The sequence below is a fragment of the Streptomyces chrestomyceticus JCM 4735 genome, assembly GCF_003865135.1.
GTDB lineage: Bacteria > Actinomycetota > Actinomycetes > Streptomycetales > Streptomycetaceae > Streptomyces > Streptomyces chrestomyceticus.
The window spans coordinates 434,163-455,546 of sequence record NZ_BHZC01000001.1; the positions used below are offsets into that span (position 1 = coordinate 434,163).

Annotated in this window: 21 protein-coding genes and 2 pseudogenes; 9 read left to right on the forward strand and 14 right to left on the reverse strand. The window is 73.0% G+C overall.

What is annotated here, in order from left to right; translation table 11 throughout:
- Positions 1-313 precede the first annotated feature (313 nt).
- Complete coding sequence (locus tag EJG53_RS01860; protein ID WP_125043271.1) at positions 314-511, forward strand: hypothetical protein; 198 nt, start codon at positions 314-316, stop codon at positions 509-511.
- Positions 512-536: 25 nt separating this feature from the next.
- Here EJG53_RS01860 and EJG53_RS01865 read toward each other — a convergent pair whose 3' ends face one another.
- Complete coding sequence (locus EJG53_RS01865) at positions 537-887, reverse strand: hypothetical protein (protein ID WP_125043273.1); 351 nt, start codon at positions 885-887, stop codon at positions 537-539.
- A 115-nt stretch (positions 888-1,002) separates the two neighbouring features.
- Between EJG53_RS01865 and EJG53_RS01870 the strand changes: the two genes are divergently transcribed.
- Positions 1,003-1,269 (forward strand): hypothetical protein, encoded by a 267-nt coding sequence (locus tag EJG53_RS01870; RefSeq protein WP_125043274.1) that lies wholly within the window; start codon positions 1,003-1,005, stop codon positions 1,267-1,269.
- Between the two features lie 68 nt (positions 1,270-1,337).
- Here the strand turns inward: EJG53_RS01870 and EJG53_RS01875 are convergent, their stop codons facing one another.
- The 9 genes from EJG53_RS01875 to EJG53_RS01915 form a co-directional block, all read right to left on the reverse strand.
- Entirely contained in the window at positions 1,338-1,559 is a 222-nt protein-coding gene (locus tag EJG53_RS01875; protein ID WP_125043276.1) for an MbtH family protein, read from the reverse strand.
- 188 nt (positions 1,560-1,747) lie between these two features.
- Positions 1,748-2,035, reverse strand: coding sequence for a hypothetical protein (locus tag EJG53_RS41435; protein ID WP_174856356.1), 288 nt, complete (start codon positions 2,033-2,035; stop codon positions 1,748-1,750).
- 288 nt (positions 2,036-2,323) lie between these two features.
- Positions 2,324-3,943: a type 1 periplasmic-binding domain-containing protein gene (locus EJG53_RS01885; protein WP_125043278.1), complete on the reverse strand. Its 1,620-nt coding sequence runs from the start codon at positions 3,941-3,943 to the stop codon at positions 2,324-2,326.
- Positions 3,944-3,957: 14 nt separating this feature from the next.
- Positions 3,958-4,200, reverse strand: coding sequence for a hypothetical protein (locus EJG53_RS42045; protein ID WP_125043280.1), 243 nt, complete (start codon positions 4,198-4,200; stop codon positions 3,958-3,960).
- A gap of 7 nt (positions 4,201-4,207) precedes the next feature.
- Positions 4,208-6,094 (reverse strand): hypothetical protein, encoded by a 1,887-nt coding sequence (locus EJG53_RS01895; RefSeq protein WP_125043282.1) that lies wholly within the window; start codon positions 6,092-6,094, stop codon positions 4,208-4,210.
- 118 nt (positions 6,095-6,212) lie between these two features.
- Entirely contained in the window at positions 6,213-6,689 is a 477-nt protein-coding gene (locus tag EJG53_RS01900) for a DNA-binding protein (protein ID WP_125049105.1), read from the reverse strand.
- A gap of 315 nt (positions 6,690-7,004) precedes the next feature.
- Positions 7,005-8,990 (reverse strand): SpoIIE family protein phosphatase, encoded by a 1,986-nt coding sequence (locus EJG53_RS01905; RefSeq protein ID WP_125043284.1) that lies wholly within the window; start codon positions 8,988-8,990, stop codon positions 7,005-7,007.
- Positions 8,991-9,255: 265 nt separating this feature from the next.
- A complete protein-coding gene (locus EJG53_RS01910) occupies positions 9,256-9,486 on the reverse strand; it encodes a cold-shock protein (RefSeq protein WP_125043285.1) in 231 nt (76 codons plus the stop codon).
- 216 nt (positions 9,487-9,702) lie between these two features.
- Positions 9,703-10,272 (reverse strand): TetR/AcrR family transcriptional regulator, encoded by a 570-nt coding sequence (locus EJG53_RS01915; protein ID WP_125043286.1) that lies wholly within the window; start codon positions 10,270-10,272, stop codon positions 9,703-9,705.
- A gap of 169 nt (positions 10,273-10,441) precedes the next feature.
- On the opposite strand from EJG53_RS01915, the gene EJG53_RS01920 reads away from it, so the two are divergent.
- A complete protein-coding gene (locus tag EJG53_RS01920) occupies positions 10,442-11,443 on the forward strand; it encodes an alpha/beta fold hydrolase (protein ID WP_244954922.1) in 1,002 nt (333 codons plus the stop codon).
- Between the two features lie 8 nt (positions 11,444-11,451).
- Here the strand turns inward: EJG53_RS01920 and EJG53_RS01925 are convergent, their stop codons facing one another.
- The 3 genes from EJG53_RS01925 to EJG53_RS01935 all read right to left on the reverse strand — a co-directional run bounded on the left by EJG53_RS01925 (position 11,452) and on the right by EJG53_RS01935 (position 13,861).
- A complete protein-coding gene (locus tag EJG53_RS01925; RefSeq protein ID WP_125043288.1) occupies positions 11,452-12,027 on the reverse strand; it encodes a GNAT family N-acetyltransferase in 576 nt (191 codons plus the stop codon).
- Positions 12,024-12,890 carry an aminoglycoside 3-N-acetyltransferase gene (gene aac(3) / locus EJG53_RS01930; RefSeq protein ID WP_125043289.1) on the reverse strand — a complete coding sequence of 289 codons (867 nt, stop codon included), beginning with the start codon at positions 12,888-12,890 and terminating at the stop codon, positions 12,024-12,026. The genes EJG53_RS01925 and aac(3) overlap by 4 nt, the downstream gene beginning before the upstream one ends.
- A 68-nt stretch (positions 12,891-12,958) precedes the next feature.
- Entirely contained in the window at positions 12,959-13,861 is a 903-nt protein-coding gene (locus tag EJG53_RS01935; protein ID WP_125043290.1) for a DMT family transporter, read from the reverse strand.
- A 334-nt stretch (positions 13,862-14,195) separates the two neighbouring features.
- Between EJG53_RS01935 and EJG53_RS01940 the strand changes: the two genes are divergently transcribed.
- From EJG53_RS01940 to EJG53_RS42050, 3 genes and pseudogenes are all read left to right on the forward strand, one after another.
- Positions 14,196-14,390 (forward strand): hypothetical protein, encoded by a 195-nt coding sequence (locus EJG53_RS01940; protein ID WP_030019622.1) that lies wholly within the window; start codon positions 14,196-14,198, stop codon positions 14,388-14,390.
- Between the two features lie 96 nt (positions 14,391-14,486).
- On the forward strand, positions 14,487-16,283 hold the full coding sequence (locus tag EJG53_RS01945) for an ABC transporter ATP-binding protein (RefSeq protein WP_244954923.1): 1,797 nt from the start codon (positions 14,487-14,489) through the stop codon (positions 16,281-16,283).
- Between the two features lie 219 nt (positions 16,284-16,502).
- Positions 16,503-16,834 (forward strand): annotated as a pseudogene (locus EJG53_RS42050) (hypothetical protein); the annotation flags it as partial.
- Between the two features lie 80 nt (positions 16,835-16,914).
- Here the strand turns inward: EJG53_RS42050 and EJG53_RS01955 are convergent.
- Positions 16,915-18,417: an SCO1417 family PLP biosynthesis transcription factor gene (locus EJG53_RS01955; protein ID WP_125043291.1), complete on the reverse strand. Its 1,503-nt coding sequence runs from the start codon at positions 18,415-18,417 to the stop codon at positions 16,915-16,917.
- 253 nt (positions 18,418-18,670) lie between these two features.
- Here EJG53_RS01955 and yczE point away from each other — a divergent pair.
- The 3 genes and pseudogenes from yczE (at position 18,671) to EJG53_RS01970 (ending at position 21,303) form a co-directional block, all read left to right on the forward strand.
- Positions 18,671-19,254, forward strand: a pseudogene (yczE, locus tag EJG53_RS01960) (membrane protein YczE).
- Positions 19,255-19,436: 182 nt separating this feature from the next.
- Positions 19,437-20,363 (forward strand): LLM class F420-dependent oxidoreductase, encoded by a 927-nt coding sequence (locus EJG53_RS01965; protein WP_125043292.1) that lies wholly within the window; start codon positions 19,437-19,439, stop codon positions 20,361-20,363.
- A gap of 118 nt (positions 20,364-20,481) precedes the next feature.
- Complete coding sequence (locus EJG53_RS01970; protein WP_125043293.1) at positions 20,482-21,303, forward strand: glycerophosphodiester phosphodiesterase family protein; 822 nt, start codon at positions 20,482-20,484, stop codon at positions 21,301-21,303.
- The last annotated feature ends 81 nt before the right edge of the window (positions 21,304-21,384 follow it).

Consider the following 21,384-nt stretch of genomic DNA (forward strand, 5'->3'; position numbering starts at 1 on the left):
GAACCTGTCCCGGACAAGCCCGGACAGCTCGCCGGTGGACGGCGCGGGTGCGGAGTCGGCAGGGTCGGCGGGGAGCCCGGGAACGCGGAGCGGAGCGGGGCGCCCTGCTACGGGGGTGCGGACAGCGCGGGCCGGCGAACGGGCGGGTGCGGCGGCGGGTGCTGCCCGCCGGGCGTCTCCCCCTGCGCGGTCCCGGGCCGGTCCTGATCCGCACGCCGTGCGGCGCTGCCGGACCGGCCCCATGATGGAAGCAGCGGAGGCACTGCCGGCCCGGCGGGACTCTCCGGACCCGAGCGATTCTTCGGGAGGCGCCATGGGCAAGGACAAGACTCCGGGTTCCGACGAGGCCCGCGCGAGGCTGCGGGAGCTGTACACGGGCGGCGAGCGCCCGTTCGATCCGGAGGACCTGGTCATGGCCAGGGGCCTGGAACCGACGCCGGAGCGGGTCGAGGAGGCCCGCAGGCTCATCGAGGAAGAGGGGGCCGCGGCGATCGAACGCTACCTGCCGTGACGGTGCCGCGCACCGGGCGTACGGCTCAGTTCGGTGACACCAGGGCGGCGACCCGCGCGCGGTAGGCGGCGCTGTCCTCCCGGCTCAGCGGCAGCCGTCCGTCGCCCGCGAGGTGCGACGGGAGGTAGGTGGCCTGCTTGACGGCCTGGGACAGCGGTCCCGGCAGGTTGAGCAGGAACTGCCCCTGTTCGGCGGTCTCGATGACCATCCACGCGTCGGAGCCGCGGTCGTCGGGGGCGGTCGGCTCGATGGTGCTGACGGCCGTCACGGTCAGGGTGGGCGGCACGTCGGCGGTCGTCGGGGTGCCGCCCGTCGTCGTTACGTCGGTCGTCGTCGGTATGTCGGTTCCCGTCGTGTTCTCGTTCTCCGTACTCATGTTCCCTCCCTAACAACCGGGTACGGGTCGGGGCCAGCGGTCGCGCCGAGTCGTGTCTCACAGTGGCCGGGGGAATGCGGGACGGGGACCGCGGAAGGAAAGGTGACCGACGGAGATGAGCCGCAGAAGAGACCTGGCCGGGGTGACCCGTCCGACACGCGCCGGAGGAGCCCGGTCCCCGATCATGGCCCGCATGGACGAGGACACCCACACCACCGGTCCGGCGCCGGACGCGGCCCGGCGCACGCACGACCGGGAGCGCCGACAGGCCCGCCTGGTGCTCGCGGGGCGCGCCGAGAGCGCGGCGGATCTGGCGATGCTGATCGACGCCTTGGGGCTCGATCCCCAGGAGGACCACGAGCCGTCGGGGCGGCAGGAGTGAGGCGGGGCCCGGCGGGCGGCTGAGCCCCTGCACCGGTGAGCGGCCGGTCCGACGTGAACCCGTGTCGGTCAGTCCGGCGTGGACGCGTCCATCGAGTCGACGAGGGATTTCGGGCGCATGTCCGTCCAGTGTTCCGTCACGTGGTCCAGGCAGCCCTGCCGCGTGTCCTCGCCGTGCACGACGGTCCAGCCGCCGGGCAGCCCGGCGGCGGCGGGCCACAGGGAGAACTGGTTCTCGTCGTTGACGAGGACGAGGTAGGCGGCGTCCGGGTTCTCGAACGGGTTGGTCATGACGTGCGGCTCCTTGGCGGGCGGGTCGGGGGGCGGTTACGGGCTGGTCGTTCTGCGCGGCGAGGGCCGGATGGTTTACCAGCCCGGGTGTTGTCGGTCAGGGTCTCCGCCAAGGCCGTCACAGGGATTCCGCCAGCAGGGCGGCCAGTGCGCTGCCCTCGTCGCGCAGGATGCGCGCAGGGACGCGGTCAGCTCCAGTACCGCAGGGGCTCGTCGGGGCCCTTGCGGGCGATGAACGTCACCACGCCTATGCACGACGCGAACAAGGCGCGCCTCTCGTGGATCGAGGGCAGTGTGGCGTCGCGATAACGAGCGCTCAGTTCGGGGTTCCACGCCGTGTCGATGTGCGCCAGGCGCACTCGTCCCACCGTACTCGTATATTTCTTGTGATAATTCCCCAGCGCCTTGTGCCGCACCCCAGTCAACTCGGGCGCCGCACCGGCGCCGGTGCCGATATCGGAAACAGTCGGGGTCACGTCGTCACTCTCCACTCGACGGTGCGCGGCAGGGAAAGCACCGGACGGCCGCCGGCAGGTCGCCGCACGGCCACCCCGGCCTCCGCGGCGGAAAAGCCGGGAAAGCCCGGGCGCGCCCCGCACAGCTTCTCCCGGCGCGTCTGCCGCTACACCGCTCTTACCGGCGGCCCGCCCCATCGGGGGAATACGGAGGCTTCCCCTGGACGGGTGCCGGTATAACGACGTTCCGACAAACTGTGGAGAAGGATGAACATCCCGGTGCCGCCCGGCCCGGCACCGTTGCCCGGCTCAACGGGTTCCGCTGGGCACCACGCACTCGGCCGGCTGCGGCTTCTTCTCCGGCCACCCCAGGCCCACGAACGCCACTTTCCGGGTGCGCGGGTCCAACTGGACGACGGCCACCGGCTTGTCGTAGGCGTTTCCTCCGTTGGTGAGGCAGATCCAGCCGCTCGTACCCCGTACCCGGTGCGCGGCTTCCAGGCGCGGCCATTCGGCGGCGACGCGTTCCCGGGACGGTATCGATCCGACGACCTGGGCGTTCGCCAGGAACACGGCCTCGGCGACGGTGCGTACGCCGTCGTGGACCAGCATCGTGCGGGAGTCCTCCAGTTGCACCGGGCCGATGTCCCCCGCGGTCTGCTGGTCGATCAGGGCGCGGAGTTCCTGGAGTTCCCTGCGCGGATCGGTCAGATAGGCCGACCGGTCCGCGGCCGCCGGCTTCCTGCCCGCGTCCGCCTGCTGCTTCTCCCAGGTGCGCAGTGCCACGTCCCACGCGTCGGGATGTCCGGGCGCCGCGTACTGCACGGTAATCGTGGGATTTCCCCCGTCGCCCCGGAGTTTCTTCCAGTCGTCGTCGGTCAGATACCGGTCCAGCGTCGCCGCTCCCGATCCGCTGACGATGGTGTATTTTTTCCCGTGGCACGGCACCTCGGCCAATTTCAGGGCGAAGAGCCGCAGATGGACCGGGCGGCCCGCGAAATAGACCACGTGCGCGTCGGATTCGCAGATGTTGTGGCCGATCAGCGAGAAGTGGTTCCCGGTCTGGCCCGGGTCGTTGATGCCGGGTGATTCGAAGACCTGGTCCTTCGGTCCGGGCGGGCCCGGCTCCGGGCGGCTGAACGCCTTGGCGAGCGACTCGTCGTAGATGTCGTGCGGCCGGACGTCCCTGACCAGGACGGTCTCCGCGTCCCTGAGCCCGCCGTGGAAATGGGCGAGGGCGTCCGCCTGCTGCCGGTTGGTGGGAATGATGCGGGCCAGGCCGGGGAACGGGAGCCGTCCAGCGGGATTGTCGGGATTGGCGATCTCGTCGGCGCTGACCCGGCTGGCGAGAACCGGGATCTTCAGCTCGTCGGTCAGCCGTGCGACGGCCTGCTTGGTGGCGCCGAGACTCAGGTTGAAACCGGTGACGGCCCGCAGATTGTCCCGCTCGGAATCCGCCATCGCCGCGAGCTGGTCCACCACTTTTTCCTGCTGGGCGTAATCGGCACCGGGGTTGGCCAGGACGAGACGCAGCAGCGGGGTCTTCTCCGTGCGGTTGGCGCGGTACTGCGCCAGGTACGCACCCTGCAATTCGCTGCGGAGCTGCTTGCGTTCGGCGGGCAGTTTCGGCTGCAACGGCAGCATCATCGCCACGGTGACGCTGGCCTTCTGGCCGGTGACCCGTGCGTTCTCCTTACGTATCGCCTCGGTGACCTTCCGTATCTCCGGAACCCCGAAGTCGTAACCGGAGCCGTTGACGCCGATGCATTCACCGGCACTCTTCTCGACCCCCTCGGCGCAGTGCTCGGGTGCCCCGAACTTCGCGGGGAGGAGGAGCGTGGCGGGCACGGCCACGGCCAGTACGACGAGCACCGTGCCCGCCTTGCGGATCCAGGTGGCCCAGAACGTGTTGTACAGCCAGTTCAGCAACGCCGCGTCCTCCCTCAGCCGATGTGTCTCGTGCAGGTGCACGGTCTGAGCGGCTGCTTGCCGGCGAGCCGGTCGCTCCAGTCGCGGGCCGTCTGCGTCAGGGTCCCGGCCCCCGCGGCGGGCTCCTCCCCCAGCCGTTCCAGCAGCTTGGGCAGGGCGTCGGTCACGGCCTCGTCGAGCGGCTCCGTACGGTCCTCGCAGAGCCGTACGGCGTGCAGCAGCCGGTCGATGCGCTTGCGCCGCACGTCACCGGTCACCTCTGCCTCACCCAGTGCCCGCGCGCCGGTCGTCGGTACGGCCGAGCAGCGGCGCCTCCGCGATGGCCAGGAGTTCGTCGCACCAGACGCGCGCGCTGCGGGTGAGGAAGGTGCGGTCGAGGTAGTCCGTGACCGTCTCGGCGTCGCCGACCGCCAGGTGGTGGTGCATACCGTGCGCGGCGGCAGAGCCGAAGAGTTCGTCGGCCGCGTCGTCCTCCAGGGCGCGGTAGTGGTCCCGCAGCAGGGTGTGGTCGCCGTGCCAGGCCGCGCCGTGCGCGCGCAGCCGGTACAGGCGCCGCATGAGCAGGCGGCGCAGGCCGAGATCGCCGATGAAGTGCCGGGGACAGTGCGGCCAGCCGCTGTCCCGCAGCAGCTCGGCGATGCGGTAGGCGGACAGGCGCTCGTCCCGGCCCGCCTGCACCTCGCGCATCAGGACCTGGGCGCACTCCGCGTCGTGGGCCACCGAGAGGTGGCTGAGCAGGTCGAGCCAGTGCCCGCGCTGCTCCGGCGGAAGTTCCTCCGGAGGCTGCCGTACGACGAGGTCGTCCAGCAGGAGTTCCGCGACCGGGCGGCCCTCCGCGTCCTCCCCGGAGCGCACCCGCGCGCCCAGCAGGTCCCAGTCGGTGCCCGCGCCGGACTCCCGGAACGTCAGCGCCGCGGTCGCCTCTCCCAGCCGGGTCACGAACAGCGGGCGCCCACCGCTCAGCCGGTGGATGCCGCTGTCGATGCGGAGCTGGGCGGCGTTGTCGCCCAGCGCCCGCCGGGCCTGGAGGCGGGCCGTCTCCCTGGACTGCTGGTCGCGCGTGAGCATCGGCATACGGACGAGGAGGACGCCACGCGACAGGGGCGTCAGGCCGGGTATGCCGCCGGAGGGACGACTCCACTGCGGCAGGCCACCGTCGGAGGGCCGCCAGTTGACGGGCGCGTCGTCGTCCGTACCGGCGGTGCCGCCGACGTGGTACAGGAAGCGTCCGCCGTCCTCCCGCCTGGCGGTCGCCATGACCACCAGCCGGTCGTGATGCCCCCGCTCGCGGTCCTCCAGCACCGGTCGCAACAGCCGTCTGCCGAGGGCGTTGTCCGCGTGGTCGAGCAGCAGGGCGGGCCGCCCGGCCCGGGACAGCCGGCCCAGCAGCGACACGTACGCGGCCTCGATGTCCTGCCGCAGCGCGCGGAAGAGGAAGCCCTCGGCGACCTCGCGTGCTTCGCCGCCCTGCTGGAAGTGCGAGGCCAGCGAGTGCAGTCCCAGCTTCGGGTGGCCGCCCGCGCCCGTGTACTCGCCGTAGCACGCCGCCAGCGCGGCTTTGCCCTCCTGGGAGGTGCGGGCGAGCAGTTCGTCGAGCACGGCGTTGATGAACGGTACGGCCCCCGGGTGGGCCACCAGCCCCGCGACGACGCCGACGTAGGCCCTGCCCGCCCGGTTCAGCACACCCCGCCAGAAGGAGCCGCGCGGCAGCAGCTCGTCGTGTCGTTGCACCTCGCTGACCAGGGTGGCGGTGTCGGCGAGCGGATCGCCGGCCGCGACCGCCGCGAGGCCCGCGTACAGGCGCGGGGTGGCGACCGCTCCGCCGTCGCCCTGCCAGGCGCCGAACTGCCGGGCCACCTCCCGCAGCACCTCCGTCGGCACCGAGCGCGTCTGCGGGTGCTGCTCCGCCTGCTCCCGGTACACCGGGAGCCCGCAGTCGATGTGCGCCGTCGGTACGTGGCGGCCGAACTCGCCCCGTACGCACCGCAGGAACCGGCCCTTGCCGGTGCCGGGGCCGCCGACGAGCAGGACCACGGGCAGGTCGGGGCCGTACAGCGGCTTGCGGTTGCGGCCCGCGCGGGTCTTGCCGAGCAGTCTGGCCACCAAGCCCTCGTCGTCGAGCAGCTTGTCGAATCCGAGATCGTCAGGCACGGGTCCCCCGATGTGTCACCGACCGTACCGCTGGTGATGACACGTCAGGTTAGTGCAGCGCCCGGCCTCTAGGGAGGGTTCCTCCCGGCCGAACCTTCCGTCACAGCACCGCCGTCCGTCACTCCTCGTCGCTCTCGTCGGCGGCGCGGACCCGGCCGGCCAGCCGCTCGTACCGCTGCCGGGCCGCCTGCGGCGTGCCCAGCCCCAACCCGAAGGCCACCTCGGGCCAGGTCATGCCGCGTCCGCGGGCCATCCGCAGCAGGCCGGCCTCCAGCTCGTCCAGCTCGCCGCGCACCAGCGGCAGCAGGGTCAACGCCGCGGTGATGTCCGCCCGGTCCACCTCCGGCTCGCCCTCGTCGAGCCGCGCCGCGCCGCTCATCAGGAACGCCACCAGCCGGACGGCCTCGTGCGGGCCGAGGACGGACGGATGCGTCTGCCGTGCCCGCTGCTTCTCGGTGGCCGCGTGCCGCTCCGCGACCCGGAACAGCGCCGTGTGCACCCGCTGCGCACGCGCCTGCTGCGCGTCCGGCAGCGGGAAGGGGTCCTGGTCGGGGTGCCGGCCGTGCTGATCGTGCTGCTCGGAGGCCGATGCCATGGGGGCTGTCGTGGGGTCCGTCATGAGGTCAGCATGCGACCGGCACAAAAGCGTGTCAACGCTTTATTGTGAACATCTTGTTTGCCAACGCGGTGCTGGCGACCGGCACTTCCGGCCGGCGCTGTCAGGGAAGGGGCGGGCCGGGGCGCCGTCGTCACCGGCTTCTGCCGCCGAACGACCCCGGCCCGCCTGGGCTTCGTTCATCTTCCCCGAGGAACGAAGCGACTCGATACTGCCCACCGCCCCGGCCCCCATGCGCACCACCGCGATGATCACCCGGTCGGCGCAGCCCGCGGGACACCCCGATTCCCGTCCTCAGGAGACGGATTCGGCCACGCCCGCCGCCTGCCCGCCTTCCGTCCCCAGCACGCCTTGCGGGGCGTCGTCGGCCAGGGCCGGAGCCGGAGCCGGAGCCGGAGCCGGAGCCGGAGCCGTCAGGAGCGTGAACCAGACGGTCTTGCCGACGGCGCCGGGGCGCGTGCCCCAGGCGTCGGCGAGGGCTTCGACGAGCATCAGGCCGCGGCCGTTCTCCTCGGCGGTGTCCGCGAGCCGGGCCCGGGGCCGGGGCGTACTGCCGTCCACGACCTCCACGCCCAACTCCCGGGCGCTGTACCAGACGCGCAGCGTCAGCGGCCCCCGCGCATGGCGGACGGCATTGGTCAGCAACTCCGACGACAGCAGCAGCGCCGTGTCGGCGAGCGCGGTCAGGCCCCACGCCCGCAGGGTGCGGAACAGGAAGCGGCGCCCTTCCGGGACCGAGGACGGCGTGCCGGGCAGGTCGGCCGCGACGGTGTCCAGCGGGGCGGCGGGGAAGCCGACCAGCAGGAGGGTGACGTCGTCGGCGTACGTGGCGGTGTTCGGGAGCAGGGTGTGCAGGACGCGGTCGGCGGCCTCCTCCAGGTCCGTCGTGGTGGTGAAGACCTCGCTCAGGGTGGCGGTCAGCAGGCCCAGTTGGGTTTCGATGTCGCTGTGCGGGGTCTCCACCAGGCCGTCGGTGTAGAGGGCCAGCGTCGTACCGGCCCGCAGGGGCAGGCGGACCTCCTGGTGCGGTACGCCGCCCACGCCCAGGGGGATGCCGGTCGGCACCGGCAGCGCGCCGACCGTCGCGTCCGGGGCGACGAGCCAGACCGGCAGGTGCCCGGCCGAGCAGGCGGTCACCTCGCCGAGCGCCGGGTCGGCCTCCAGGTAGGTGCAGGTGACGAATTGTTCCGGCAGTCCGCGGGTGAACGTGTCGAGCGTCTGGATCAGTTCGCACGGCGGCGTTCCGGCGAGCGCCAGCGCCCGGGCGGCGGAGCGGAGCTGGCCCATGACCACGGCCGCGTCCAGACCGCGCCCCATGACGTCCCCGATGATCACGCCGACCCGCCCGGCGCCCAGGTCGATCAGGTCGAGCCAGTCGCCGCCCACGCCCTGTCCCTGGGTGGAGGGGAGGTAGCGGGTGGCCGCGCGGGCTCCGGGGATCTGCTCGGAGGCGCCCATCAGGCGCAGGGCCAGGGCGATGTGCCGCTGCTGCGCGTACAGTTCGGCGAGTTCCCGCTCGGCCTTCTTGCGGCCGGTGATGTTCCGCATGGTGGAGCAGGCGCCGGTGATGACGCCGTTCCGGTCGCGGATAGGCCAGAGGGTCACGTCGACGTCCAGCACCCGGCCGTCGCTGGTGACCCGCCGCGTCTCGTAGTGCTCGATCCGCTCACCCCGGCCGATCCGCTCCAGCAGACCGGCCTCCTCGTCCTTGAGATCCGGCGGGATCAGCAGCCCGATGTGCCGGCCCACCACCTCCTCGGCCCGGTACCCGTACAACCGCTGCGCCGCCGCGTTCCAGAACGTGATCCGGCCGTCGAGCCTCTTGATGAGGATCGCGTCCTGCGACGATTCCACCACCACCGCCAGCTCGTCGATCCGCGCTTCCGCCTTCTTGCGGTCGGTGATGTCCCTGGTGATGGAACAGGCGGCGTGGACGACGCCGCGCCGCGAACGGACCGGCCACAGGGACACGTCCACGTCCAGCACCCGCCCGCCGCTCGCGACCCGCCGCGTCTCGTAGTGCTCGATCCGCTCACCCCGGCCGATCCGCTCCAGCAGACCGGCCTCCTCGTCCTTGAGATCCGGCGGGATCAGCAGCCCGATGTGCCGGCCCACCACCTCCTCGGCCCGGTACCCGTACAACCGCTGCGCCGCCGCGTTCCAGAACGTGACCCGCCCGTCCAGCGTCTTGGTCAGAATCGCGTCCTGCGAACACTCCACCAGCCCCCGGAACAGTTCCTGCTCGCCCGCGCCGTTCCGCGGAGCCTCCACTGCCGTCATCCGTGCCTCACTTCATGACGCATCGACGCCCCGGGCAACGAGAGTGACGAGCTCCCGTCACGGCACCCGCGGCCGGTCCGAGTACGCCCCGCCCGCCGTGCCCCGCAGACCCTTGCCTGCGAGGGTGCGGACATTGCAGCATGCGCCGTGCAGCGTCATCAGCCTTGTCCGCTTTTGGACAACACTGGACTGAACCTTTCTGCTTTCCCGCCCGGTTGCGCTTGCATTCGTGAGGCAGCCGCACAGCGCAGCCGGGCGGTCACCGTCAGGCGGGGAAACCGTACCGGCCCGGGAGCCGGTAGATGTTCTCCGCCCGGATGCCCTCGAAGTCCTCGACGAGGTTGAAGGAGACGCGCTCCCCCGTCGTCAGCGTGCGGGCCGGTTCGTCCCCCTGGATCGCCGAACGGTAGGCGAGGACGTCCGGTCCGCCGCCGGTCTGGGCGACCAGGCCGGCACCTCGTTCGTGGTCGAACCACTTGACGACGCCATGGGGCACAGCAATCACCTCTGTCGGGTGGAGCGGGCGGGACATCCCACGGGTGCCCCCTCACCGGTGGTTAAGGGGGCGCATTCGCGGGCGCACGTAGCTCGGCCCCGGCGCCCGGCACCGCCCTCACCCGGGCACACGCCGTCCTGGCGCCGGAGCCTGCGCCGCTCACCCTGCCGCCCGGCCGGTGACATCCCACCGACGCGGGCGCTCCCTGTGGGCCGGTCAGACCACGCCCGCCGCGTCGAGCAGTGCCGCCGCTGTGGTCACGGCCAGCCCGGCCAGGCTCTCCACCCGCGCTCCGGCGCGCGCGCTCGCGCCGTCGAAGACCAGGCTCAGTTGACGTGCCAGCAGCTCGGGGTCGGCTGCCCCGCCCCGCTCCGCCTCGGCGCGGAAGGCGTCGGTCAGGTGCCGTTTCACTTCCTCGGCGACGATGCTCGCCGGGTGTGCGGGGTCCTTGAGCTCGACCTGTGCGGCCAAGAAGGGGCAGCCCCGGTAGTCGGCCGTCTCCGCCAGCTTTTCGAGCCGTTCGAAGACGTACAGGATGCGCGTACGCGGCGGGCCCGCTTCGACGCTACGCAGGGCGAGTTGCTCCTCGTAGGCGGGAGCGCGCCGCCGCAGGCTGGCCGCGAAGACCTCGTCCTTGCTGTCGAAGAGCTGGTACATCGAGCGCTTGGAGACCCCGGCCGTCCGGCACAGGGTCTCGACCCCGATGGAGGCGCCCTCGCGGTAGAAGAGTTCGGCCGCCGCGTCGAGCAGCCGGTCCCGGGTGGAGGCCGTGCCGGTACTGGACATGCGGGGAGCGTACCGCGCTGCCCACGCCTGCTCGAAACCGGTCGGTGTACCCCGAGTGCTGTTCCAGAGTGCTTCACGGTCTACGGTTCCCTCGGAGGAAACCGATCGGTTTTCCCCGCTGGACGACAGGCAACGGCGCAGGCCGCCGCCCCGAGATGCCGGAGGACACGTGACCGTCACCGTCAAGCACCGCTCCGTGGAAGTCAACGGAGTCACGCTGCACATCGCCGAGCAGGGCGAGGGGCCGCTGGTCCTGCTGCTGCACGGATTCCCGGAGAGCTGGTACTCCTGGCGCCACCAGTTCGGCCCGCTCGCCGCGGCCGGATACCGGGTGGTGGCGCCGGACCAGCGCGGCTACGCCCGCAGCGAGCAGCCCGCGGACACCGACGCGTACAGCATGCTGCACCTGGCCGGCGACGTGATCGCCCTGATCCACGCCCTCGGCGAGGAACAGGCCGTCGTCGTCGGCCACGACTGGGGCGCGCCCGTCGCCTGGGTCACGGCCATGCTCCGTCCGGATGTCGTACGGGCCGTGGCCGGGCTCAGTGTGCCGCCCGTCCTGCCCGCGGGCATGGCGCCGCCGGAGGTCACGCGGCGGCTCTACGGAGACGGCTTCTACCAGTGCTACTTCCAGGAGCCGGGCGTCGCCGACGCGGAGCTGGCCCGGGACCCGGCGTCGACGTTCCGCCGCATCCTGTCCAGCGGCTCGGGCGACAACCCCGCCACCACCGCCCCGCGCCCCTGGATCGTTCCCGACGGCGTGACCCTCATCGACTCCGTCCCCGAACCGGAGCGCCTGCCCGCCTGGCTCACCCCGGACGACATCGACGCGTTCGTCCACGACTACGCGGGCCACGGGGAGCGGGCGTTCACCGGCCCCCTCAACTGGTACCGGAACATCGGGCGGAACAACGAGCTGCTGGCCGCCTTCCGCGGCCGCGGCATCGACCAGCCCGCGCTGTACGTCGGCGGGGACCGCGACATGGTGAGGTCGCTGCACGGCATCGACGAACTCCTCGCCTCGCTCAAGACGGTCGCGCCGAAGCTGCACCGCAGCATCACCCTCCCGGGCTGCGGACACTGGACCCAGCAGGAACGGCCCGCCGAAGTCAACGCCGCGCTGCTCGACTTCCTCGGTCAGTTGCCCGCCCCGTCACCGGTCCAGGGCTGACCTCCGCGTCACGCGTTGCCCGGCCGCGCGGCACCCGCTGCCCCCGGCCGTGCCGGCCGCGTCGCACGGTAGACGTAGTGCGCGCGGCCGGCGGCGGGGCTGTCCGGTTCGAGTTCGCCCTCCGCGACGCGGCGCAGTCCGGCCTTCTCCAGGGTCCGCCAGGAGGCCCGGTTGGCGACCGGTACGGGGATCAGGACGGCCGGGGCGTACGGATGGTCGCGCCATGTCGCCCGGACGAGGGCCCTGATCATGCGCGGGCCGTGTCCCCGCCCCACCTGTTCCGGGTCGCCGATGAGGTAGTCGAGGGTCATCGTCCCGCCGGTCACCTCGGTGACGGCGGCCAACTCGTCCCGGTACGCGGGGTAGTCGGCGAACCGGGACCGCTGGACCAGGCCCAGGGGGCGGCCGTCGAGGAGGACGAGCAGGTCCTCGGCGGGTTCCTCGCCCCTGGCCACCGGGCCGAAGTCCCGCGCCACCCCCGCCACCGACGTGTCGTGGTTCCACCACCGGGCCACGTGCGGCTGTGCCAGCCAGTGCCGTAAGAGCGGAAAGTCTCCTTCGGTGACCCGGCGCCAGGTGATCATCCGCCGGGTCCCCTCCCCCGGCCCAGCTTCTCCTCCATCCAGGCCACGCCGAAGTCGACCACGTCACGGGCTTCGAAAAGGTGACTGTCGGCCGCACCGACCGTCCCCCTGCGGCCGATGCCCGCGGCACACATGTCCCGCCCGATGATCTCGAACGCTTCCGTTCCCTCGGGTACGACGGCGGAGTAGTCGAACGCCCCGTCCTCCGAGTCGATGTCGTGGAACCGCCGCCAGACCCGCTCCCCGTCGACGAGGATCGGCTGCTCGTAGTCCACGAACCGCTTACCGGGCGCGTCGGCCAGCGCCTCGGCGTGGTGCAGGAGCGTGAGGGCGTCCAGCGGGGCGCCCAGCAGAAGCACCCGGCCGCCCATCGCGACCAGCCGCGCCAGCGGGCTGTCAGGGCCGTGCGGGTCGTCCCACGGATGGTCGGCCATCAGCGCGGTGGCCGCCGCGCCGAGCGCCGCGAAACTCGCGTCGGGGTGACGGCTGCGGACGGCACCGGGCCAGCGGCGCAGCGCTTCCGGGAGGCGTCCGTTGTTGTGGTCCGCCTCGCTCAGCACGGGGTCGTACGCCGGGTGCTCCGCCCGCAGCGCGTCCTGCCAGGTCTGCGGCCAGTCGGTGAAGTCGTACGGCGGGGCGTCGTTCCAGCCGCAGGTCACCATCAGGGTTCCCCGCTCGCCCACGACGTCGCGGAGGGCTCCGATGACCGTCTCCGGGCCGCCTGCCACATAGCCGACGGCGGACATCTGCGTATGGAACATCACGGTGTCCCCGTCGCCGAGGCCGAGCGCGGCCAGGTCCCGGGCGAGGCGGCTCCGGGTGACCGGGCCGTCGGAGCGCTTGAGCAAGGCGAGTTCGTCCATGGACGGGAAGGTAGCCGTCGCTCATGGCCGCCGGCACCGTATTTCTCCGCGAGCCCCCCGGCCGCCGATCAGCTACCGGACCGCCCGCCCCCGGAAGCCCCGTCCCCTTCCCCCTCCGCTCCCTCCGTGTCGGCCCGGGGCAGCACCACGACACCCCACGTGACCATGACGGCCCCGAGCCCTTCGAGGACCAGCCACCAGCCGGTGCGGACCCGCTCCCCGTACACCACGGTCCCGAGGGCCAGGCTGACCAGCGCCTCGCCCAGGGTGAGGGCGGGCTGCGACGCCACCAGGGGCCCGGATTCCATGGCGTTGGCCAGCAGGAACAGTGCGCACGCGCCCGCCGCCACGAAGGCGTACGTCTGCCAGGCGGCGAAGAACGCGCCGGGCCCGTGCCGGTCGAAGGAGTCGGTCGCCGCCTTCATCAGCGTCGCGGTCAGGGCGTAACCGATCGCGGAGGCGGAGCTGAACAGGGCCGCACGGGCCTTGCCGCGGGGCCTGGGCAGGGCGGCCAGTACGCAGGCGACCATGACGCCCCCGGAGACGAGCAGCGTCAGCACCCACTTCCCGGCGGACACGTCCTCGGTGCTGCCACCGTGCGGGGCGGCCGCGGCCAGCCCCAGGCCGAGTCCGGCGGCCACCATGACCGAGGCCGCCCAGCCGATCGCGGGCAACCGCCGCCGCGCCACCGCACTGGCGACCAGCAGCGTGAACGGCAGCTCGGTGACGAGGATGGGCTGCACCAGCGACAGCGAACCCAGCGTCAGCGCCAGGGCCTGGCACGCCGCGGCGCCGACGATGACGGCGATCCCGCCCAGCCACGCCGGGCTGCGCAGCAGGTGCCGGAACAGCCGGACGCTGAAGGCGTCGCCGGGCGGCACCTTGCGTGCCGCGATCCGCTGGAGCACGGTGCCCGTGGCGTTGGCCACGGCCGTCAGCAGGGCGAACAGCGCGGAGAGCAAGGCTGTCACGGAGGGCTCCTGCGGTCCGGCGCGGCGGTCACCGGCCGCCGCTGCCCCCACGGTGCCAGACCCGGCGCCCGGCCCGGTACCGCACCACCGCGCGCCCCGGGCCCGCGCCCTCACGCCCCCCGGACGGCCCCACCCGCCACGCTCGCCACGACTCCCGCCACTAGCGACCTGACCTGCAATTATGCGGCCCCGGAGGGCCATCCGAGCAGTTGGGTTGCGCCGGCCGGGGGGTTTCGCCGGTGAATCACCCGTTCGCAGCTTTTTGCGGCTTGATACTTGCTGTGAGGCTGGAAGGACTCATGGTGACCGTCCCCACCACCGAGGAGAGAACTCCATGATTCTGTCCATCTCCGGCGTCGTTCTGCTCGGCATCATCGTCTTCCTGTTCTTCCGCAAGGACGGGCTCAAGGTGTCCCACGCCCTGGTCTGTGCCCTGTTCGGCTTCTACCTCGCGGGTTCCGCGATCGCCCCGAGCATCAAGGCGGGCGGGGCGAGCCTGGCCAACCTCCTGGGCGGCATCAAGCTCTGACCTCCGGTCCTCTGCCGCGCGCTTGCCCGGCGGCATCCGGCCGCCCGCGGTCCCCGGCGGGCGGAGCGGCCTCCGCACGATCCCCCAGGAGATGATGTGGCCCGGCGTCCACTGCCCCGCATCCTGACCGACAGCGCGCCGATCGCGCGCGGGCGCGAGTTCGCGCGTACCGCGGCGGACGGTGCGGCCGACGTGTTCCACCCGCTGATCACCATCACCCGGGGGCTGCGCCGGCTGATCGCCGCCGGCCGCCGGCGCTGGTCCGACACACCCAAGGAGCGGCGCGGCTCGCTGCTGTTCCTCGCGGCCGGCAGCGTCGTGGCGGTGGCGCTCGTCCCGTACGGGCCCGTGCTCGCGCTGGTCACGGTGATGGCGGCGGCAGCCTGGGCGGGCCGGGAGCAGCAGCCGGCCGAGGAGCCCGCCGCCGGTCCGGGGGAAGCGGAGACCGGCCGCCTGCAGGCGCTGTACGAGGCACTGGTGCCGTACTTCGCGATCGAGGGCGATCCCAGCCCCCTGTACGCCCACGACGGGGACTGGGAGAGCGCCTTCACCGAGTACGCGTTCGACGAGGCCGGGCGTCCGGCCTCGCTGACGCTGCGGTACCCGGCGTACTTCACCGACGGCGACGCGGCGTCCCGGGCCCGTATCGAGCAGGTGCTGTACGCCAAGTCGGGGCGCGGCAGGGAGTACCACTTCGCGTGGGACGAGGAGTCGAACCAGCTCACGCTGACGGTGCTGCCGCCGCTGCCGACCGACATCGTGGCGCAGCGGTTCGTGACGACGCACGGCGAGACGGTCCTCGGTTTCACCGACGCCGGCGCCGTCCAGCGGACGCTGCCGGTGGAGGCCGGGGAGGAGACGCGTGACGTGCCGCCCGTCGTGTGGCGGACCGGTCTGCGGTCGACCGAGCCGCACCTGCTCGTGCTGGGGCAGCCGGGCGCCGGTACCACGACGCTGCTGCGGTCCATCGCGCTGCAGGCCCTGCCGTACGGCGACGTCCTGGTGATCGACGGTAGCGGGACCGGCGAGTACGCGTGTCTGGCGGGGCGGACCGGTGTGATGGGCGTCGAGTCCGGGCTGTCGGGGGCGATGGCGACGCTGGAGTGGGCGGCGCACGAGACCGAGCGGCGGCTGATCACCGCGAACCGCGCGCGGCAGGCCGGGCGGCAGGCTCCGGACGACATCCGCTGGCCGTTGTGGATCATTCTGGACCGGCCCTCCGCGCTGGCCCATCTCTCGGCGGCCGAGGGGCGGGACGACCCGCAGCAACTGCTGCACGTGCCGTTGCGGCACGGCCGGGCGGCCTACGTCACGGTGGTGGTGGGCGACCAGCTCGACTGTGCCGGACTGCTGAGCGAGCCGGTGCTGACGCACACCCGGGCCAGGGTCGTCCTGGGACCGGCCACGCCGGAGGACGTGCAGGCGGTGCTCGGCGCGCCGCCGCACACCACACCGGCCGCCGACGTACCGCCGGGGCGCGGCTACGCGCGGCTGGGCAGCGGACCGGTGCTGCGCCTCCAGGTCCCGGCCACCCCGGACCCGTACGACGACGCCACGAGCGAGGCGCACCGGCAGGCCGTACTGGACCTGCTTCCGGAGCCCGCGGCCGCGATGGGGGAGGACGCGACCGAAGACTTGAGCGCGGCGGTCGGCCTGGCTCGGTCGGACGGCACGAGCGGGACGGATGATGCCGTCGCGAGCGGTACGGATGGGGCCGTCGCGGGTGGTGCCGTCCCGGGCGCGGAGGGCGGAACCGTCGCAGGCGGTGCCGTCGGGGTGGACGTCCTGTTCGGCGTCGGCCCGGCCGCGCCGCCCACCCCCGAGAAGATCACCGACCCCTCCGGGCCGGCACCGGCGCACCGCACGGTCGACGCGGGGCGCGCGGAGGGCTGAGCTCGACCGGCGCCCCGCCGTCCCGCTCCCGCCGGGACTCCGTCCCCAGTGACCGTCGGGCGCCAGGGCCGGAGCCGTACGTTCCGCCTGTGCCCGGATCTCCACGTGCGATTCGTGCGCCGTGACACGGAACGCCTCCTCGTACGAGGCCAGAGCCGCACTCATGGCCCCGCCGCACCCCGCCGGAAGCCGCAGCGGTCCCGTTACCGTTCCCCTGTGATCGACACCCGGCTTCCGCCCCTCTTCCTCGACGTAGACGGCCCTCTCATCCCCTTCGGCGCGTCCCGGCAAGAGCTTCCCGGCGGGTACCCGACGTACGACTCAGGGCGGCGGCAGCCCCGAGAAGCCGGCACCATCCCGCTGATCAGCAGGATCGATCCGGCCCACGGGCCCCGGCTGACGGCCCTGCCTTGCACGTTGGTGTGGGCCACGACGTGTACGACGCGAACGCCTGCGTCGCACCGTGGCTCGGCCTGCCGGAGCTTCCGGTGGTGAACTGGCCGGAGCCGTCCTACGAGGACGAGACGGGGCGGGTGCACTGGAAGACCCGGGGCTCACGGACCTGCGTACCGGCACAAGGTGACCACTGACCACACCGGGGGCCACGCCCTGGAGTCGCGACCGCGCCCCCTCACGCCACAAAGCTGTGCGGCCCCTCCACCTCCCCGGCGGCCGTCCCGGTCGCCACATGCCGGGCGGCGGCGGCCAGCCGGGACGCGGCCTCGTCGGCCACGGCTCCGCTGACGGTGAAGGGCAGCCGGACGAAGCCTTCGAACGCGCCGTCCACGCCGAACCGCGGCCCCGACGGGACCCGTACGCCGAGCCGCTCCCCCGCCTCCGCGATCCGCGAGCCGGAGAGGCCGCCGGTCCGTGCCCACAGGGTGAGGCCGCCGTCCGGCACGCTGAACTCCCAGTCGGGCAGGTGGCGTCGGAGCGCGGCGACGATCGCGTCGCGGTTCTCGCGGGCCTGGGCGCGGCGGATCTCCACGGCCTGTTCCCAGCCGTCACCCTCCAGGAGCGAGATGATGGCGAGCTGTTCGAGGACCGGCGAGCCGAGGTCGGCGAAGGCGCGGGCGGCGACCAGGCTGCGGATGAGGTCGGGGGCGGCCCGTACCCAGCCGATGCGCATCCCCGCCCAGAACGCCTTGCTGACGGAGCCGACCGTGATGACGTTGCTGCCCGCCGGGTCGAAGGCGCAGACGGAGCGCGGCATCTCGATGTCGTCCAGACGGAGTTCGGCCATGGTCTCGTCGACGACCAGGACCGTGCCGGCCGCGCGGGCGGCGTCCACCAGGCGGCGGCGCTGGTCCTCGGTGGCGAGGGTGCCGGTCGGGTTGTGGAAGTCGGCGACGACGTACGCCATCCGGGGCGCGGCGTCCCGCATGACCTGGCGCCAGGCCGGGATGTCCCAGCCGGCGAGGCGGTCGGCGAGGGCGACGGGGACGAGCCGGGCGCCGGCGTCGCGCATCAACTGGAGGATGTTGGCGTACGACGGGGAGTCGACCGCGACCCGTTCGCCGGGGCGGGTGATCTGGCGGCAGATGGCGGCCACCGCGCCCATCGCGCCGGTGGTGACCATGATCTGCTCGGGCATCGTGGGGATGCCGCGGGCGGTGTAGCGGTCGGCGAGCGCCTGGCGCAGGGCCGGCAGGCCGGCCGGGTAGTCGCCGTGGGTGTGCGCGTACAGCGGGAGGTGTTCCATGGCGCCCTGGACTCCGCGCGTCAGCCAGGGCTCGGGGGCCGGGAGGGCCGCGCAGCCGAGGTCGATCATGGAGCTGGCCGCCTCCGGGGGCAGCGGCTCCAGGCCGCGGGTGGGCAGCGGGTTGCCCGCGGGGACGGCGGTCCAGCTACCGGAGCCGCGGCGGGACTCCAGGAACCCTTCGGCGCGCAGCGCTTCGTAGGCGGCGGCGACGGTGGTGCGGCTCACGGAGAGCGCGGCGGCCAGTTCGCGTTCCGCGGGGAGGCGGGCGGCGACCGGCACCCGGCCCTCCAGGACGAGGAGGCGGACGCCGTCCGCGAGGCCGCGGTAGGCGGGGATCCGGCGGCCGGCCGGTGCCACGGCGTCGCGGGTGTCCTGCGACCGGAGCAGCCGGGCGAGTTGCGACGCCCCCACCGCTGAAGTCCACTGCGCCATCGTGAGCAGTCCACCTTTCCCGGATTGGCCCTGGAAACTGATCATCTCCGAGCCACAGAGTGTCATGCGCCAGTCCAATCATGCCAGGAGGGGGAAGATTTTGTTCAGCACCCGGAGGTCCGGCGCCGTGGAGGGCGCGAGCGACAGCGAGGTGGACGCGACGTCCGGCCACCGCGCGGACCCCACGCCCGGCCGGCGGCTGCCGCGCCGCCTCGTCCACCTCTACACCGGGCTGGTCCTGTACGGCCTGAGCATGGGCCTGCAGTTGCGCGCGGGGCTCGGCCTGGAGCCGTGGAGCGTCCTCAACCAGGGCATTTCCCGCCACACCGGCCTGTCGATCGGCACCGTCACGATCGTCTCCGGCGTGCTGATCCTGCTGCTGTGGATTCCACTGCGGCAGCGTCCCGGGCTCGGGACGGTCTCCAACGTCGTGATCCTCGGGCTGGTGATGGACGCGACGCTCACGCTCGTACCGGAGATCACCACGCTCGCCGTCCGCATCCCGCTGCTCGCCTTCGCGATCCTGCTGAACGGCATGGCGACGGGGCTCTACATCTCCGCCCGTTTCGGGCCCGGCCCGCGGGACGGACTGATGACCGGCCTGCACCGCCGTACGGGCCGGCCGCTGCGGCTCGTACGGACGTGCATCGAGGTCTCGGTGCTCGCCGTCGGCTTCGTCCTCGGGGCTCGGTGGGCGTGGGCACCGTGCTGTACGCACTGGCCATCGGGCCGCTGGCGCAGTTCTCGCTGCGCTTCTTCACGATCGGCGGGCAGAGCGGCCGCGTGGTGGCGTCGTCCGAGCCCGCTCCGGCCGCCGCGCCCGCGCCGCTCTCCTGAGGCCCCAGCCTCCACCGCCCTCGCGGCCCCTCGGGAACAACTCCCTTACCCTTGTACCGATTTATCGCCTCACGTCCCCGGCCCCACCGGCGCCGACTGTTACGCTCCCCCTATCAACCACCCCTTTGACCTGGCCTTTTGCTGCCCGGCGACGAGGGGTGCAGCAACCGAGGGGAGCGACTGTGAAGATCGGCATCAACGTCCTCAACTACGGGGAGGGCACCACCCCCGAAAGCATCGAGACGTGGGTGCGCGGCGCCGAGGAGCTGGGCTACCACCTGGCGATGATCTCCGACCATGTGACGCTGCCCCCGGAGGTCGCGGGCGCCTTCCCGCCGCCGTTCTACGATCCGTTCACCACGCTGGCCTGGCTCGCGGGCCGGACCAGCACCATCGAGCTGGGCACGACGGTCGTGGTCCTCCCGTACCGCCACCCCCTGCAGACCGCCCGCGTGACCGCGAACCTGGACCGGTTCAGCGGCGGGCGGCTGGTGTTCGGCGTGGGCCTCGGCTGGTCACGGCAGGAGTACGCGGCGCTCGGCATCGACTACGCGTCCCGCGGCCGGATCACCGACGAGTACCTCGCCTGTATCAAGGAGCACTGGACGCAGCCGGTGGTCTCCTTCCAGGGCGAGCACGTCGCCTATACGGATATCACCACCGGTCCCGGCCCGGTCCGCGCCCCGCATCCGCCGGTCTGGGTCGGCGGCCTCAGCGACGCCGCGCTGCGCCGGGCCGGGCGGTTCGGGGACGCCTGGCATCCGTACACGCTGGGCGCGGACGCGATCCGCGAGCGGCTGCCGGTCCTGGAGGCCGCGGCGGAAGCGGCCGGCCGGCCGACGCCCGCGGTGACGCCCCGGATCGCGCTGCACCTCACGGAGCGGCCGGTGGAGCCGGAGTCCCGGCTGCCGGGCCACGGCACGGTCGACCAGGTCCGTGCCGACCTGGAGGCGCTGGCGGAGCTGGGCGTCCCGTACGTCGTCCTGGACACGTTCCTGTCCAGCTACGCCGGGCCGGTTCCGCCCGAAGAGAGTCCGCGGCACGACCTCGCCCAGTTGGAGACCGTGGCGGAGCGGATCCTCGATCTTCCGGGCGAGACGCTGCGCTGAGGGCGACGGGCCGGGAGGCGCCGTACCGCGCGTCCTCCCGGGCGCGGCTCCGCAGGCCGCCCCGCTCCGTGGCCGGTTGCCGACGGCCGTCCCGCCCGTCCTGTATATCCTCTGGCCAATGCGCTCCCAGCAGTTGACCACCCGCGGGTTCCCCGTACGGCACCCCTTCCTCGACCACCCGGCCCCGCTCGCCTTCGCCCACCGGGGCGGCGCCGCGGACGGGCTGGAGAACACCGCCGCGGCCTTCCGGCGCGCGGTGGCGCTCGGCTACCGCTATCTGGAGACCGACGTGCACGCGACGTCGGACGGCCGGCTCGTGGCCTTCCACGACGCCACGCTGGACCGGGTCACCGACCGGGGCGGGGCGATCGGCCGGCTCCCCTGGCAGGCCGTCCGCCGGGCCCGGGTGGCGGGCCGGGAGCCGCTGCCGCTCTTCGAGGAGCTGCTGGAGGAGTTCCCGCAGGCCCGCTGGAACGTCGACATCAAGGCGGAGGCGGCGCTCCGGCCGCTGCTGGACCTGCTGCGGCGTACGGACGCCTGGGACCGGGTGTGCGTCGGCTCGTTCTCGGAGGCCCGCGTCGCGCGGGCCCAGCGGCTGGCCGGCCCGCGGCTGGCGACGTCGCTCGGGACGCGCGGCGTGCTGGGACTGCGGGTGCGCTCGTACGGACGGGGCGTACCCCTGGACCGGCTGCTGGGGGCGGCGGTCCGGCGCAACGCGGTGTGTGTGCAGGTGCCGGAGCGGCAGTCCGGCATCCGCGTGGTCGATCCGCTGCTGATCCGGGCCGCGCACGCGTGGCGTTTGCAGGTGCACGTGTGGACGGTGAATGATCCACGGCAGATGGCGGCCCTGCTGGACCTCGGCGTCGACGGGATCATGACCGACGACATCGGCGCCCTGCGGGAGGTGCTCACCGCCCGGGGGTGCTGGCACTCGGAGTGAGGCCCGCGTCCTCTCGGAAGCGGCGTCCGCACCGCCCTGACGAGCCGTTACCGGAGTGGGACGGTCGCGCCGAGGGGGACC

Coding starts and splice junctions, on each gene's coding strand:
- EJG53_RS01860 (WP_125043271.1), top strand. CDS start 314: ATGGGCAAGGACAAGACTCCGGGTTCCGACGAGGCCCGCGCGAGGCTG.
- EJG53_RS01865 (WP_125043273.1), bottom strand. CDS start 887: ATGAGTACGGAGAACGAGAACACGACGGGAACCGACATACCGACGACG.
- EJG53_RS01870 (WP_125043274.1), top strand. CDS start 1,003: ATGAGCCGCAGAAGAGACCTGGCCGGGGTGACCCGTCCGACACGCGCC.
- EJG53_RS01875 (WP_125043276.1), bottom strand. CDS start 1,559: ATGACCAACCCGTTCGAGAACCCGGACGCCGCCTACCTCGTCCTCGTC.
- EJG53_RS01900 (WP_125049105.1), bottom strand. CDS start 6,689: ATGGCATCGGCCTCCGAGCAGCACGATCAGCACGGCCGGCACCCCGAC.
- EJG53_RS01905 (WP_125043284.1), bottom strand. CDS start 8,990: ATGACGGCAGTGGAGGCTCCGCGGAACGGCGCGGGCGAGCAGGAACTG.
- EJG53_RS01915 (WP_125043286.1), bottom strand. CDS start 10,272: ATGTCCAGTACCGGCACGGCCTCCACCCGGGACCGGCTGCTCGACGCG.
- EJG53_RS01925 (WP_125043288.1), bottom strand. CDS start 12,027: ATGATCACCTGGCGCCGGGTCACCGAAGGAGACTTTCCGCTCTTACGG.
- EJG53_RS01940 (WP_030019622.1), top strand. CDS start 14,196: ATGATTCTGTCCATCTCCGGCGTCGTTCTGCTCGGCATCATCGTCTTC.
- EJG53_RS01955 (WP_125043291.1), bottom strand. CDS start 18,417: ATGGCGCAGTGGACTTCAGCGGTGGGGGCGTCGCAACTCGCCCGGCTG.
- EJG53_RS01970 (WP_125043293.1), top strand. CDS start 20,482: ATGCGCTCCCAGCAGTTGACCACCCGCGGGTTCCCCGTACGGCACCCC.